Source organism: Vibrio sp. 10N.222.54.A3 (assembly GCF_041474095.1).
Taxonomy (GTDB): domain Bacteria; phylum Pseudomonadota; class Gammaproteobacteria; order Enterobacterales; family Vibrionaceae; genus Vibrio; species Vibrio crassostreae_C.
On record NZ_JBFRTN010000024.1, the window covers coordinates 62919 to 78292 of the forward strand.

A 15374-nucleotide genomic window follows, 5' to 3' on the forward strand; every position below is an offset into this window, starting at 1 on the left:
CTTAACCGTGAGTCTCAGTAAAGAGCTCGAAAGGCAGGTCGAGTCCACGTTTGACTAACTGGTCATGATATTGAGGAACTACCCCCGTTGCTGTGTAATAGCCGATAATATTGCCATCTTCATCAATACCTTGACGTTGGAAACGGAAAATTTCCGACATCGTAATCACCTCACCTTCCATACCATTGATCTCTTGGATGCTCACCATACGACGCTTACCATCTTCTTGTCGTTCCATCTGTACGACGAGGTGGATAGCCGAAGCTATTTGAGCTCGTAAGTTTTTGGTTGATATGTTCCACCCAGCCATCGAGAACATGTTTTCGACACGGCTCAAAGCATCACGGGGGGTATTCGCGTGAATAGTAGCAAGAGATCCATCATGGCCCGTGTTCATCGCAGCCAGCATATCAACCGCTTCGCTACCACGAACCTCACCAACCACGATTCGGTCGGGGCGCATACGCAGGGTATTTTTTACGAGTTCTCGCTGGTTGATTTCGCCTTTACCTTCAAGGTTTGCTGGGCGAGTTTCCAATCGAATAACATGAGGTTGTTGAAGTTGAAGCTCCGCAGAATCCTCAATGGTAATTATTCGTTGATCACGTGGAATAAAGCCAGAGAATATGTTTAACGTGGTGGTTTTTCCTGAACCTGTACCACCTGAAATCAATATATTGAGCTCGCCTTTTACTGCAGCTTCAACAAACTTAGCCATTTGGGGTGAAACTGAATTGTAGTCAATAAGGTTATCCATCGTTAAGCGATCCACAGCAAAACGGCGGATAGAAACAGAAGGGCCATCAAGTGCGAGAGGAGGGATAATAGCGTTCACACGTGAGCCATCAACCAAGCGCGCATCTACCATAGGTGATGCTTCATCGATTCGGCGACCAACCTGGCTTACGATACGGTCAATGATATTTCTTAAGTGGCGATCATCAAGAAAAGTATACGGCGTCTTTTCAAGTTTACCTCTTCGCTCGACATAAACGCTTTTAGGACCGTTGACCAAGATATCTGAAACGGTTTGGTCAGCGAGTAAAGGCTCCAACGGCCCAAGACCAAACACCTCATCTTCTATCTGCTTTATAACCCGCTTTCGCCCTTCAGCACTCAGCGCATGACTACCATCGTCAGCCATCAACTGTAAAATGGCTTCATGCAAGTCAACCTTAGCCCGCTCTTTTTCCAAACTTGAGAGTAATCCTAAATCTAGGGTCTCAAGCAGTTGCTTATGAAAAAAGTGTTTGATTGATAACTCTTGCTCTAACACTTTTCGAGCTTCATCAATCGCCTTTTCCTTTTCTACATTCGCTTCAGAACTGCGAGATTGACTAGACGTATCAACACTGGATAAACGCTCAACAGGGTTGGTATCTTCTGAGTCATGCGAAATCTGTTCTACTCTTTTTTCAAACTCTGGATTTACATTTTTTCGTTTAAAGAACATCACAATCCCTCGTGTTCACTATTCATCTACCCGTTATGAAAACCACTTTTTCAACCAGCCTTTTTCTTCTTGCTCTGGTGGTGAAAGAACGTGAGACAAATCGATGATAGAACGAGTAATTGAGCTTTTCTTTCTCGACTGAACTAACGGTTGCCCCAAATTGGCACTCTCTAGTGCCACTTTAAAATCATTAGGCATCAGGTGGATGTCGTGATTGCCCACCGCCTGCTCAATGTCTTTTAACTTTATAGAATGTCGTTTTTCGTAACGGTTAAGGATTACCTCTATTGCGTCGCTTTGTAAGCCGTACTCAAACTTCAGAGACTTAATTAATCTACTTGTGTTTTTTACTGACACTAAACTCTGCTGTAAAACCAGAAGCACTTTCGTTGCAGGTGATATAGCAGATGCAAATACATGATCTAACCCTCTAGATAGGTCGATCACCACATAAGGGTAAAAACGGCGCAATATAGGCAGCAGTCTGCCTATTTTTTGTGCCTGCTCGAAATCATCAGCATTGTTTTCATGTTTAAAGCTTAGAACATGAAGACCAGATTCATGTTTATTGACCAAAGTACCTAAGGAGATTTCATCTAGGTCATTCGCGCTATTTATTGCATCAGAAACGCTGTAGGTGGGAATAATATTTAAGTAATCAGGAATTACTCCAAATTGGAGATCAATATCGAGTAAGAGAACTTCATTTGGGTGTTGATTAGCCATCTCAATAGCGGTATTTAACGCTAAAGTGGTTGCTCCCATCCCTCCCTTGGTGTTCAAAAACAAGATAAATTCTCCATAACTGGAGTTTTCAAGCTTTTCGGAAGCCGTTTTCTTAAGCAAAGGGAGTAAGTCTGAAATAGTGACATTATGAGATAAGAAATCTGAGGCTCCTAAGCGAAGCGCAATTTTTAATGACCCGTTATCACTTTCGTCCCCGAGTACAACTAAAGATAAATCCTTATCCTCGAGCGATAAATCATACCCCTGTAACTCCACCATTTTTTGTGCCCAACTTCCACTTGCTTCTACAAAGATAAGCTCTGGAACATCAGCATTTTTTAGGTATTCCTCGCTCATTGCTGCGAGAGAAAATGATGTAACATGTACATTTCGACATTTCTTTAATTCAAGACTCATATGTGAAAGAAAACCTTCTGAGCTGTATATTAACCAGACCTTAAGGTTTGTTTTCAAACGCACAATATCACTCTCATTTGGCGTTATTTTAATTGCTTCCCCCATGCTACAACTCCTGTATAAAATAACTCATGGACATCTATTCCTTGTTTCGGAATCAGCTCTAACAACTCCTAAACTCTCAGCTGGCAAAATAGTTTCGAACGAAGGAGCTGTAAGATACCCACTAGTACCAAAAAAACTCAAATCTCCGATTAACTGAACGCCATATCCAGTTGCACTCGCCCTTACAAATTTAATGGTACTAAATACTGGATCAGTGTCGTAACCTGACGTAATTTCATTCCCATCAATATCTAAATAAGCAACTTCTAAATTGGCAGCGGTAAATCCTACAAGAGGAATATCTCCCACAACCATTGCGGCAATATTATCTCTATCTGCTACATAGCAAACCGTTGCTAACCTTGCTGCTTTCCTCGTGGCTTCACTTACCATCTGCAACGAAAACATATAGGCACCCAATGCCAAGATTATAAAAATCAAGAGAAAAATCAGCCATGACACTAATGTGAACTCTATGATAGCAAGCCCTTCAATACACCTTTTTGACTTTCTCATCACAGCACCCTCATAACCGAAGTGACGCTTAACGGAATCGAAAAACTCTCCGAGGAAAAGGGAATAGACAAGAAATGTGGAACATAATCATAGGTAACACTTACCCGTACATAACTATCTCCTGACGGTGGCGTAACGGTAACATCTGCAGTCGTCAATGAAGATAACACCGCAGTCCCTACACTATTCTGTCCGTAAACCACCACATTTTGAATTTCGGAAGTCGGCGCAATAGTTCCACCGATCGTTCCATAGACTTCACTAACTGCGTAACGAGCACCGTTTTGCACAGATTTAGATATCACATTGTAATGGACTAAAATATTGCCAAATTCCAGCACCAATATCAGAAAGAACAGTAATACCGGGGTCGCTATAACCACCTCAATGGCTGCAAAACCACCCTGTAATTTATTGAATAGTTTCATGGTTACGACTCCCCACTATCTGGGTCCTTATACAATACGATTTTGTATGTCCCTTCCGTAGTCGAGTTAGTACTGCCAGATCCGCTAGCTACGCTACAAGAGTGTATAAATTCACCAAAAACTGCAGGCGTTCCTGAGTTATTGGTCGGCGCTTTTTGTAGCAAGAAGAAACAACCAATTTTGTTCACCGTAAATTCAGTCGCACCGCCACTTTTACCTGAACAATCCACCATAGGTATAGGTAATATACGACGCCAAGCAACACCATTAGCCGCACACCCAGAACCATTATTAGCTATGCATGTGTTAGTCGCTGATTCATATTGAGCATAGGTATAACTGCCGTCAAAATCGATATCTCCCGTACTAGCATCGATCGTAATCTCATTAGTAGGCTCAGTCGTTACATAATCAGTGGGGTAATCTGATGCCGATAATCCTCCACCATAATCACCAAATCGAGTATTTAAGCCATCACCGGTAGGACCAACCGTTCCTCCTGGTTTGGTGGTTATATCGTCACCTATTGCAACAGGATAACTATAGTCCCCCCCTAGACCTTCTTTTACCGTTTTACCACCAGAGCCAAAGTCCAATAGGTGGTAATTTCCATTACCCATTTCAGATAGTTTGTTATCTCCAACTTTCAAAGCATGAACGGTACCGACTTCATAGCCAAAAACATTCGTTATTTCTTCACCAGTTACATCATGAAAGCCATCTTCAGGATCTATATCATTGTCAGATGTCCCATCACCAATACATACACCTATTGGTACAACGTTATTTACAACTTCTTGCCCTGAACTGGGGCCCGCAACAGCACTAGCAGATACCTCTTTATCAAGGCCAAATAATTGAATAAAGAATTCACTCATACCCAATGAATCTACTCGAACACGCACATAAACATCATCGTCGATGCCAAAAGTAGCCGTGCCCGTAAAGTCTTGAGGATCATTAGAGTAATCGATACTGATTGAAGCGGTTGAAAAATCAAACTCGTGGTTTCCCGTCGAGCCAGCCATGGCATTTAATGCAGTGCCAACCTCGGCATCTACTGCATCTTTATCCTTACTATTATCCAAAATAGTTGCGGCAGCTAAAGCAGCTGAATCTACCGCATTTTGTAACCGTGTTTTGTTCACAACCATATGGTTGATATCTACAGCTAACGCTGAGACAGCTAAAAAAACCAACAAAGCGGCTGTAATCATGACTACGACTAAGCCTTGTTGCTTTTTGGGGCTTTGTGATACTCGATACAACATGTGAGTACCTCCAGATTTAGTTAAACTCTTCTAGGATCTGGCTACTACTGCTTCCGGACAGATCATTTTCACCTCTGCCAACATATCGGTCGTAACCAGCCTGCATCCGCTCCCCTGTACCGTCCGGTACTTCGAGTAGATTCTCTTGGGTCGCATTAGGGTTATATGTTTGTTCTGTTTTCACTAGTGCTACTGAATGTCCCAAACGGGCATCATTAGCACAGCCAACTAGCACCATCACGAGAAAGACCATCATTATTCTAATCATATCTATCTCCTTATAAATCATGACCAAATGAGCCTTCACTACCGCCGTCGGTTGGCGATACGGCCTGTGCTGATTGAGATTGCTCTGAAGTGGATTCAGACGGTTCAGCAATGTAAGCGCTTCGGCCTAACAAATAATATTCCAAGTCATTAGGGTCGACGAAAGCATCTGTTGGTAATGTCACTTTCGTGCGGTCGATTGGCTTGGCAAGCCTTGGAGTCACAAGAATAACCAGTTCGGTTTCGCCAGATACATACTCTTGGCTGTTGAAAAGCTGCCCTAAAATCGGCACATCACCAAAGCCTGGCATCTTGTTGCTGATATCTCTCACATTCTCACTCAGTAAACCTGCAATACCGATAGTCTGGCCATCTGCTAACTCAAGAGTTGAAGATGCACTACGACGCGTAATAGGTGGAATGAAGTAAGTCGCGTTGGTAGTACCAGGATCAATCGTTAGCGAGCTACTATTCGCAATTTCACTCACATCAACAGCCAAGTTCAGGTTGATTTTTTTATCACTAAGAACCGTTGGGATGAATTTCAGCCCTACACCATATTCTTTGTATTCAATGGTGATGCCGTCTTCATCAGGCACAGGGATTGGGAACTCACCGCCCGCTAAAAATTCAGCTTTTGAACCACTTAACGCGGTTAGATTCGGCTCAGCCAAAACTTTGGCTACACCATTCTGCTTTGCAACATCCAAAGCAAAGGTAAACAATGTATTGCTATCGATAAAAGAACCTAAAATCCCATAATCTGTTGAGGTGGGAATATCAAAAATCGGCGTTGCACCCAATACACCAGCAGGCACAGAAGACGCTCCCCATGAAAAATCAGAACCACTGGTTTGGAAGAAATGGAAGTTAGCATCGAATTTTCGAACTAAGCTTCTTTGCACTTCAGCGACAGTGACCTCTAGCATGACTTGCTGAGCACCACCAATCGACATTAAGTTGATGACCCCAGTCGCCGCAGCTTGCTCACTACCACTCTCTTTTGACTCATCTGCGGTTTGCCCGGAGGAGTAAGTTTCTGCAATTCTCATCGCGACATTCATCTGCTGTTGGTTGCTCACCTGACCGCTCAGCAACAAACGGTTTTGCGCACTATGTACTTCGATAGTTTCATCAGGAAGGAACTCATATAACTTCGCCTTTAAACTATTAAGATCATGAGTAACCTCAATGTTAATAGACTCAATCAACCGACCTCGAGAGTCCCAAGCCATTAGGTTTGTCGCACCTAATTTTTTACCAATTAAAAACACTTCATTTGATTTTAAAATTACAATATCTAAAACTTCAGGATCACCAAGAGAAACCTTCGCCGCTTTTCCCGACAGCACGACATGCGTAGATTTATGATGTGGAACCGTGACTGTTTTTCCCGTTTGTAACGCCGCAACACTGGCCGTCGAAATACAAATTAGGCTCAAAACACACGCAATTAATATTCTCATATTTCACCTCAATCCTTGACGCGCACATTAGATGTTTCTGTACCTTTGATAATGGTGACACTTGGTCTAGGCACATATCGACGAACCACTTTTTTCTCAACTTCATGTGGGTTTCTCAAAGTCAGCTGAATACTGCCTTTGCTTTTAGCCGTGAGAAGTTTCTCGGCCTCTTTCGGCGTCATCTCAAGAGTTACCGCTCGTACAATAATTGGACTGTTTTCATTCGTTTTAGCCGTTTGATCTACAGCCAAAACCTTAATATCTTTAAGAACCGTTTGAGTAGCTGCAGAATTTTTTCCGTAAGAAACCGTATTGAGAATATCAACCTTGTTACCCGGTAATAAGAAACCTGCCACACCAATAACATCATCAACACGTATCGTTACCGCACGTTTATTTTCAGGGATAAGAGCTGCAAGCGTTGACCCTTCTCCTGGTACAGTAAATCGTAACTTGTGAAGCACCTCTCCGGCATAAATGGTATTAGCGACAACCTTACCGATTAGCTCAGATTGATCCGAATAGTTGTTTTCATTGATCCAATCAACTTCCATCAACTTCGTCGTTAAATACTGCTCTTCAATTATGGTTCCAGCTTCGATTTCTTGTGAGGCGACAACAACGGGGTGACGCTCGACCGTTTCAACTTCAACGGTTGGCTGAACTTGATCATCCATCCACTGCTTAGCAAAAAATACAGCCGCTAAGCCGAATACTACGGACAGTAAAAACAGTAGGAAAACTTGACTCTTATTCATTATTCTCTTCCTCGTGTCCATCAGAGGTAAAATAAACTTCCCATGCCATGGAAAGAATATCGAATGTAATAACAGGTGGTAGCTGCTCAAACGAAAGAATATCTTTGCTTATACCAACGAGATCTTTCGGTAAACATGGGAAAAGTGGCACCTTAAGCAGCGTGTGCATTTGAGACAAACGCTCAAAAAAACCGTCTTGAAGCTCGACCTCTTTATCAGCAACGACGCTCATCCATAAAGCTTCATAATCTCGCTGATTAAGTGGCTTGAATTCAATCTTGTAACCTAAACGACGTAAAAAGGCAGGATCGCTTATTTTCTTGGGGTTTAGATTGGTAGAAAAGGCAAGAGTTAATACAAATGGCATCGTAATTTGCTGACCGTTGGGCAGCGATAGATAATCAAAAGCGTACTCCATCGGCACTATCCATCGATTCAGCAATGTGTCTACAGGCATAGGTTGACGGCCAAGATCGTCTATCACGAAAATTCCATTGTTTGCCATCATCTGTACCGGGGCTAACCAGACTCGACTGTTTTCTGAGTGATTCACCTCAAGCATATCCATGGTGAGCTCACCACCGACCTGGATATTCGGTCTCTCACAGTTAAGCCAGCGCTTATCGTATTGATCTTTTAGCGAGATAGCTTTGGTACTGCCGTTTCTATCTAAAGGTTTATGGTGTTGTGCAGAGAAAACCTTGATGATATTGCCAAGCGCATAGACGGCATAAGGAATAAACACCGAAGTGTGCAAAGCGTTGACAATACGGCTAGCAACAAAGGTTTTACCAGTACCAGCATGCCCATATAACAAAAGGGCTCGCCCTGAGTTTATTGCCGGCCCTAGGACGGAAATCATTTTATCGATGCCATAGACATCACTTAACGCCGCCTCGACATGTGGACGAGTCACGAGCTCAGCCCTAAGGTCTTGCTGCTTGACCACCTCACTATATTGCTCAAGAGAAACTGGGGCTGGACCTAAATAAGCATCACGCTTGAAAGCTAAATCGGCTTCTTCTAGCCCTTTCTCTGAGAGAGAATAACGAACATGACTATGTGATGCAGATGAGAGAGAAAGATCTGAGGTAGGTTGAAAAACCTCAATTAGAGATTTTTTCCTCAATACCGCCAAAGCACTTTCCACAATATGAGTCACAACACATATATGGTTGGAAAGTTCTAAAACGTCCGATTTAGGGTATGCAGACAAATGCTTAAGTACGAGATTTTCAATCACGACTTCAGGAATTCCCAACGTATCAAGTGATGTTGGGACAACAGGAGCTGATATTTGCGGTTTTAATGTTGTTGAAGCCGTATGCCCTATAATATCCATTATATTATTCCTCTCCACAAAGCTTACCAACAACAGCTTTAATTAAAATAGCTATACATCGCTAATCCTATGACAACAGAGGGGGCAAAAGGCATTGTCACTTTATTTAAGTATCGATTATGAAAATTAGTACGCTCATCTTTGACTGGTGAAACACCACTCAATAAAATAAGTTTATTTTGGAAATAACCTTTAATGCTGACACTACTTGAGTTAGCGTAGTTATACAGTAAATAAAAGGATCCGATCATCCCAGAAGCAAGTAAGATAAAGTACGATGCATCAAGTATTTGTCCCCACCCAAGATACATTCCAACAACGCCCAATAACTTCACATCACCTGCAGACATTGCTCTCATAAAATACAAAAGCAAACCAAACCCAAAAAGTACTGCAAACCCTGCTAATGAAGACAAGAAAAAGCCCAACGTATAATTGCTATCAAACATTGACAAAAAATAAACAAACAAAAGAAGTATCAATATTTTATTAGGTATACGATGCTTCTCAACATCGTATACCGAAACTGCAATTAGCAGCGCCCAAAAAGCAGAAGGCTCATTAATCATATTTTCTATTTATACACTCGATATAATACTCTGGAACTTACTAAGTAAGGCTGTTGCCATTCCAGAAAAAATAAATCCAACAGCAAGAACAAGTGAAGCAGCACCAATCACGTATTCGACCGTAGTAAGCCCTTTTTGCTGTCTTGCTCTTTTCTTATCCATGATCGTATCAACCACTACTCGTAGTGTTACCAACGTTAGCAACAATAGCGTTTAATTTATTTGCCAGAGTATTACCTAGGCCAGAAAATACAGTTGTTAAGCCTAAAACCAATAATGCTGCACCGATTACATACTCGATTACAGTCAACCCTTCTTCATCTTTCATGAATTCTTTGCAATTATTCAAAAACTTACCCATGACAACCTCTCCTTGATTTTCATAACAGGCTTCGTTTACCTGTAAAGTAAATCTAGAGGTGAGTCACACATTCGGTTAGGATTTTTTTGCCATTTACTTGCACTTTTTTGTTGTACTTCTAATCTCTGTAATAACTCCCTTATTTCTAAATTTTCACATCTGGCCCTTTATATATGATACAGGTTTAGTAGAAATGAAATTAATAACACCACTGCTATCAGATATAGATAGCGAGTTTAATTCAATTATTATAAATAAAATTAGTCGCTACTTACCTGTGGAAAATTTTCAACAAGATATATCAGTTATCAGTAACTTAGATGTAAGAATTGTATTTTTCATTTTAAATAGAGAAAGTGAAATTCAATTACTTACCATGGCATTATCTATTTGTAAAAACCTAAACAAGCGGATAGTTTTAATTTCTCCATTTGAGATACCTAATATCATTCGAAATCATAAGAATATATTTTTCATTATAGAAACGAGTAACAATCATCTGACCAGTGCCTTCGAAGAATTAAAGAGTAAAACACAGCATATCTTTGAAGCACACTTCGACCTCGATAGAGACATGAATAGCAACAACCAGGAGCCGACCAAGCAGTTTACTTCTGAAGTTGTTAATTTTGTTATGGATAACATTAACAAGGAAATAAGAGAAACGGACATAGCTGAAAAATGTCACTGTTCAGCAACCTATTTTTCTAAAAAGTTTCATCTACACTTTGGAGTAAGCTTTAGAGACTTTGTGTGCGATAAACGAATACTGTTAGCCAAAAAGTTGATTGAGGCGGATACCGAATCAAAAATAGCTGTAATTTCTTATCAATGTGGCTACAAGGATGTGTCGTATTTTTCAAGAATTTTTAAGAAAAGGACGGGCGTAACCCCTGCAAGCTACAGACGTGCCTGCACAGATAACAGAAAACGCTAATTTTACTCCCTAAAAGAAAAAATCATGGTACATTTAACATGATTTTAACAAAAATAACCAAAAATAACTTAGCGAAAAACATGGAGTTAGACAATGATTCAGCCTAACGAGTTTAGCCAAGAACAAGCAACAGCTCTCCCTACACCCAATGACATGATTTTAAAATGGGCAGAAGAACGCCCAGATGAAGTCTATTTGAAACAGATTATTAACCGCCAATTTGTCGAATTTACTTATAAAGAAGTAGCCGACAAAGCACTGAAATTAGCGTCAGCATTAGAAGGACTCGGAGCCCAACCTGGCGATCGAGTCGCTCTCGTATCGAAAAACTGTGCAGAATGGTTCATCTGCGATCTTGCCATGATGTTAGGAGATTTTGTCAGCGTCCCAATCTTTCCTACAGCGGGTGCAGATACCATTCAATACTGTATTGAACACAGTGAATGTAAAATTGTGATTGCAGGTAAGCTTGACGATCCTAAAGCCACTCAAAAAGTACTTGATGACAATCCGAGCTTGGTGAGTATTTCACTGCCATACGACAGCGCAGCGAAGTGCCAACACACTTTCGAGAAGCTCATTGAGACACATGAACCATCAACCAAACGCCCTCAGCATCACGACGATAAGCTGATGTCACTTGTTTATACATCGGGTACATCAGGGTTACCAAAAGGCGCAATGCTCACCTACGGCGCGTTTACTTGGTCTGTTCAAAGGTTGATTGACCATATTGGGATCCAACCTGGCGATCGCCTGTTTTCTTACCTACCGCTTGCTCATATTACAGAACGCGTTTACATCTTTGGTTCTTCAGTAATGGGGGGCGTGGTTACGGCTTTCCCTGAATCTTTAGACACCTTTATTGATGATGTGAAAATGCATCGCCCTACGCTGTTTATTTCAGTTCCTCGCTTATGGACTCTGTTCCAGCAGCGAATCCAAGACAAATTGCCACAGAAGAAACTGAACTTCTTACTGAAGATTCCGTTTATCAACAACATCATTAAGAAGAAACTTGCTGATGGCTTAGGGTTAGACCAAGCTCGCGTTCTTGGATGTGGTTCTGCCCCTGTATCACCTGCTCTACTCGCATGGTATGAGAGCGTTGGCCTGCACATTACCGAGGCATGGGGCATGACAGAGTCTTTCGCCTACAGCACGCTCAATTACCCATTCAGAGCCGATAAAATTGGTACGGTTGGTAATGCAGGTCCAGGGATCGAACTCAAAATAGCTGAAGATGAAGAGATTCTAGTTCGAGGCAAAGGCTTATTCTCTGGTTACTACAAGAATGATATTGCAACCCAAGAGTCTTTTAACTCGGATGGTTGGCTTCATACCGGTGATATCGGTGATATCGATAGTGAAGGTTACCTAACGATTCGTGGGCGTAAGAAAGATACCTTTAAAACCGCTAAAGGTAAGTTTGTTGCCCCTGTACCAATCGAAAACAAACTGTTTGAGTACAGCCGCGTAGAAATGATGTGTTTGATAGGTCTTGGCCTACCTGGTCCAATCCTACTTGTGGTACCGCATGACTTCCCTAATTTCGATCGAGCTCGCTATGAGAAAACGACAAAGCGCGTTATCGAGAAAATGAACGAGCAGCTTGGTTCACACGAGAAGATCAAAGGTGTATTGATGATTAAGGAACCATGGAGCATTGAGAATGGCGTGTTAACACCAACACTCAAGATCAAACGCCATGTACTAGAGCAGAAATACCATGAAGTCGGTCATAACTGGCCGAAAGATAAATTGGTGGTTTGGGAAGAATAATTAAAATCGAGAGGGAGCCATTATGGCTCCTTTTTTGTAAGCTCACATTATAAGTACTTAGTATAATCCGCAGCATCACTACTCTCGTAATCTAAGCCGACATCCTTTCTCATTCGATGACTTAACGATTCCAAGCAAACAACTTGTCTAGATTTAGTCGGCTTCCTCACCTTAGTATTATCATTGATTTTAAGTACCTGAGTAACAAATATACCGACCCAGCAGGTTATTGCTTTCATGTTCTCTCTCTTGTATTCCCTGTTTATTTATCGCTATTATGAAAACAACCTGTTCGATAAGCGAACAATCATTATTAACAAGAACTATAAACTGAGATTATGGACAATAGACTGCGTCACCTTTCAGGCCTCCGTTACTTTGAAGTTGCAGCACGCTTGAGCAATTACAGTAAAGCGGCTGAAGAGCTGTTCGTCACTCAGGCAGCAGTCAGCCAGAAGATTCGACAGTTAGAAGAACAGGTTGGATGTAAGCTCTTTATTCGTAAGGGGCGTGCAATGACTTTGACACATGAAGGGCACACACTTTTTAGACATGTCTCTGATGGATTTCAAGAGGTTCTGCTGGGGTTAAACAAGATCCAATCAGAACCTATTCAAGGGTTGCTTGTTGTTAGAAGTCCCCCTTCTTTTGCTTCTCGTTGGTTGCTGCCTAGGCTGTGGAAGTTCTCGGTAAAACACCCAGAGATCCCAATTAAGGTGCTCACAGGGTCTGACACCCCAAATTTAAAACATGGTGAGATTGACGTGGCTATTCTGCAGGGCGAAGATCTGTGTGTTGAAGAAGGCTTAACTCTCGAGATGCTAATCAACGAACCGGTTTACCCTTTTTGCTCCCCTGAACTCGCAAACTCTTTGAACTTCACATCACCTGAACAACTCCTCAAATGTTGGCTGATTCAGTTTGATAGCGGTTGTTTCCCGTGGGAGGAATGGTTTAGGCAAGCAAACATATCGACTCAAAGCAGCACCATTCAGTGGATGGAAGTAGGAACCTTTGATATGGGGCTAACCACGGTCATGGCAGGGCATGGGGTTTGCTTGGCAACAGACAGCTTGGCTGGTGACTTCATCGAACGCGGCTTGTTAGTGAAGCCCTTTAATATTGGCATGACACCTGGTGTTCAAGTAAACCTATGCTTTGATCCTAACTCCCCGAGAGAAGAGCGCATTACCGCGTTCACCAATTGGTTGCACGAAGAAGTAAACGAGCTATTGGAGAGTTAAATCTCATCTCTCACTTCTTTATATAAACCATCAACCTAACTCAACATAGAACGGTAACGTAAACGTCCCGACACCGACAAAACTATGTTGAGTTAAAGCAACGTCGAGTTAAAAGCTACGCTGCCTTGAATCACTCCCAAAATGACTTCTTCAGTTCTTTCTCGACTTGTTCCGACGTAATCCCAATATCTCTCAGTAAATAATCGGGTAGCTCAGACAGTTGCTTTCTGGTTCTACGATTTTGAAAGTACAGGTCTAATTTAGAATAGAATTTCTTAATTGATAATGATGATAAAAATGAATGGTTGGTATTTGCTGTTGCTGTGATCGTATTCATAGCCTTTCTCCTGTTGATCTTTTGCTTTGTTATGGTCAATAATCGACCAGTAGAGCAACATCGACAAACGATAGATACTGGCATTCAGTTAAGGAAAACTAATGTGAGAGAACGCACTCCACCATTCCAAGGGATCTACTATTTTTACACGGCGGCAGAAACAGGCAGTTTTAAACTCGCCGCACAAAAGCTATTTGTCACGGCTGCAGCAGTCAGCCAACAAATTCGCCAACTTGAAGAGTGGTTAGGCGCAGATCTGTTTATTCGCCAGCACCGAAAAATAGTATTAACCCATGAAGGTGAAGTGCTTTACCTGCAAGCGAAGAAAGGCTTTGCTCATATTCAAGATGGGGTGAGACGAATCAACCAAGATCCTAACCCCACTCAACTGTCGATCTCTACCGTGCCTTCCTTTGCTCAGCATTGGCTCGTACCAAGAATTGGCGACTTTCGCGATCGCCACCCTGATCTATCCATGCTAATTGAGCCGACCAATAAGCTAGTCACATTTGAAGATTCTAATGTCGATATCTGCGTTCGATACGGTCATGGAGACTACCCAAACATCGAATCACGTTGGTTGATGGACGAGGTCATTTACCCGGTTTGCCACCCTATTTATCAAGAGAAACATGGTATCTATGACATCGACGATCTGCATAAAGCGGAACTTATTGAAGACCGTTGGCCTGATATGGATTGGAATCTCTGGTTACAAGTCGCAGGGGTAAAAGCTGGCCGAACATCACTGCAATTTGATGGCTCTCATTTTGTGTTAGAATGTGCGCTATCCGTTCAAGGTGTCGCGCTTGTTAAGCACAGCTTGGTATACCGCTATTTACAAGAAAAGAAATTGGTGCGAATCGGAAACATCGCGCTGAAGCCTAAGTACAATTATTTTTTGTGTGCGCCTCCAGGTTACTTTCATCGAGAAAAGATAAAACGTTTCGAAGAATGGATGCAGAATCAGGTTAAATTATTTGGTAATACAGGTAGAGAAGAGCTTTCGATTATCCACACCGACTACGAACTCAAATGGTCGGATAATTCATAAGGCGAAACTGGTATACTTAGCTCAAATAAATGGCGAGAACATCTCATGACACAAGACAATAATCCACTTCACGGTATCACGCTACAGAAGCTACTGACTGAATTGGTTGAACATTACGGTTGGGAAGAGTTGAGTTACATGGTGAACATCAACTGCTTTAAAAAAGACCCAAGCATTAAATCGAGCTTAAAGTTTTTGCGTAAAACAGATTGGGCACGTACCAAGGTAGAGCAAATCTACATCCAACTAAAAACTAGCTAGTCCCTACCTTTAACAAACGCACCATTTACGGTACTAAAGTATGAACCCATTGGTGCGCATTCCATTCAATTTTATTATTT

18 protein-coding genes are annotated in these 15374 nt (G+C 41.8%); 5 read left to right on the plus strand and 13 right to left on the minus strand.

Features of this window, described 5'->3' with window-relative positions; translation table 11 throughout:
• Window position 1 precedes the first annotated feature (1 nt).
• The 12 genes from AB4507_RS07390 to AB4507_RS07445 are packed head-to-tail and all read right to left on the minus strand — an operon-like array spanning window position 2 to window position 9679.
• Window positions 2–1453 carry a CpaF family protein gene (locus tag AB4507_RS07390; RefSeq protein WP_102319925.1) on the minus strand — a complete coding sequence of 484 codons (1452 nt, stop codon included), beginning with the start codon at window positions 1451–1453 and terminating at the stop codon, window positions 2–4.
• Window positions 1454–1486: 33 nt separating this feature from the next.
• Window positions 1487–2701: an AAA family ATPase gene (locus AB4507_RS07395; protein ID WP_102319924.1), complete on the minus strand. Its 1215-nt coding sequence runs from the start codon at window positions 2699–2701 to the stop codon at window positions 1487–1489.
• 24 nt (window positions 2702–2725) lie between these two features.
• Window positions 2726–3217 carry a TadE/TadG family type IV pilus assembly protein gene (locus tag AB4507_RS07400; RefSeq protein WP_102319923.1) on the minus strand — a complete coding sequence of 164 codons (492 nt, stop codon included), beginning with the start codon at window positions 3215–3217 and terminating at the stop codon, window positions 2726–2728.
• Complete coding sequence (locus tag AB4507_RS07405; protein ID WP_050652461.1) at window positions 3217–3645, minus strand: TadE/TadG family type IV pilus assembly protein; 429 nt, start codon at window positions 3643–3645, stop codon at window positions 3217–3219. Before AB4507_RS07405 ends, AB4507_RS07400 begins: the two co-directional genes overlap by 1 nt.
• A 2-nt stretch (window positions 3646–3647) precedes the next feature.
• Window positions 3648–4916 (minus strand): Tad domain-containing protein, encoded by a 1269-nt coding sequence (locus AB4507_RS07410; protein WP_102319922.1) that lies wholly within the window; start codon window positions 4914–4916, stop codon window positions 3648–3650.
• A 16-nt stretch (window positions 4917–4932) separates the two neighbouring features.
• The gene (locus AB4507_RS07415; RefSeq protein WP_061032538.1) at window positions 4933–5205 is read right to left on the minus strand and encodes a hypothetical protein; all 273 of its coding nucleotides are present in this window, start codon (window positions 5203–5205) and stop codon (window positions 4933–4935) included.
• Complete coding sequence (locus AB4507_RS07420; RefSeq protein WP_102319921.1) at window positions 5195–6649, minus strand: type II and III secretion system protein family protein; 1455 nt, start codon at window positions 6647–6649, stop codon at window positions 5195–5197. The genes AB4507_RS07415 and AB4507_RS07420 overlap by 11 nt, the downstream gene beginning before the upstream one ends.
• A gap of 8 nt (window positions 6650–6657) precedes the next feature.
• On the minus strand, window positions 6658–7407 hold the full coding sequence (cpaB, locus tag AB4507_RS07425; protein WP_059020093.1) for a Flp pilus assembly protein CpaB: 750 nt from the start codon (window positions 7405–7407) through the stop codon (window positions 6658–6660).
• Window positions 7400–8749, minus strand: coding sequence for an AAA family ATPase (locus tag AB4507_RS07430; protein WP_102319920.1), 1350 nt, complete (start codon window positions 8747–8749; stop codon window positions 7400–7402). The genes cpaB and AB4507_RS07430 overlap by 8 nt, the downstream gene beginning before the upstream one ends.
• Before the next feature lie 38 nt (window positions 8750–8787).
• Window positions 8788–9318 (minus strand): prepilin peptidase, encoded by a 531-nt coding sequence (locus AB4507_RS07435; protein ID WP_061032534.1) that lies wholly within the window; start codon window positions 9316–9318, stop codon window positions 8788–8790.
• Window positions 9319–9327: 9 nt separating this feature from the next.
• Window positions 9328–9480: a hypothetical protein gene (locus AB4507_RS07440; protein ID WP_198594302.1), complete on the minus strand. Its 153-nt coding sequence runs from the start codon at window positions 9478–9480 to the stop codon at window positions 9328–9330.
• A 7-nt stretch (window positions 9481–9487) separates the two neighbouring features.
• Window positions 9488–9679, minus strand: a complete 192-nt coding sequence (locus AB4507_RS07445) for a Flp family type IVb pilin (RefSeq protein WP_102319919.1) — start codon at window positions 9677–9679, stop codon at window positions 9488–9490.
• A gap of 193 nt (window positions 9680–9872) precedes the next feature.
• On the opposite strand from AB4507_RS07445, the gene AB4507_RS07450 reads away from it, so the two are divergent.
• The 3 genes from AB4507_RS07450 (at window position 9873) to AB4507_RS07460 (ending at window position 13642) form a co-directional block, all read left to right on the plus strand.
• The gene (locus tag AB4507_RS07450) at window positions 9873–10616 is read left to right on the plus strand and encodes a helix-turn-helix domain-containing protein (RefSeq protein WP_372182472.1); all 744 of its coding nucleotides are present in this window, start codon (window positions 9873–9875) and stop codon (window positions 10614–10616) included.
• 93 nt (window positions 10617–10709) lie between these two features.
• On the plus strand, window positions 10710–12398 hold the full coding sequence (locus tag AB4507_RS07455) for an AMP-binding protein (protein WP_372182474.1): 1689 nt from the start codon (window positions 10710–10712) through the stop codon (window positions 12396–12398).
• A 338-nt stretch (window positions 12399–12736) separates the two neighbouring features.
• Window positions 12737–13642, plus strand: coding sequence for a LysR substrate-binding domain-containing protein (locus AB4507_RS07460; RefSeq protein WP_372074603.1), 906 nt, complete (start codon window positions 12737–12739; stop codon window positions 13640–13642).
• A 130-nt stretch (window positions 13643–13772) separates the two neighbouring features.
• Here AB4507_RS07460 and AB4507_RS07465 read toward each other — a convergent pair whose 3' ends face one another.
• Window positions 13773–13979, minus strand: a complete 207-nt coding sequence (locus tag AB4507_RS07465; protein ID WP_065584040.1) for a DUF1127 domain-containing protein — start codon at window positions 13977–13979, stop codon at window positions 13773–13775.
• Between the two features lie 103 nt (window positions 13980–14082).
• Here AB4507_RS07465 and AB4507_RS07470 point away from each other — a divergent pair, with 103 nt between their 5' ends.
• Both AB4507_RS07470 and AB4507_RS07475 read left to right on the plus strand, forming a co-directional pair.
• Window positions 14083–15033: a LysR substrate-binding domain-containing protein gene (locus tag AB4507_RS07470; protein ID WP_372128579.1), complete on the plus strand. Its 951-nt coding sequence runs from the start codon at window positions 14083–14085 to the stop codon at window positions 15031–15033.
• 45 nt (window positions 15034–15078) lie between these two features.
• Window positions 15079–15294 carry a VF530 family DNA-binding protein gene (locus AB4507_RS07475; RefSeq protein ID WP_102319916.1) on the plus strand — a complete coding sequence of 72 codons (216 nt, stop codon included), beginning with the start codon at window positions 15079–15081 and terminating at the stop codon, window positions 15292–15294.
• Window positions 15295–15374 lie beyond the last annotated feature (80 nt).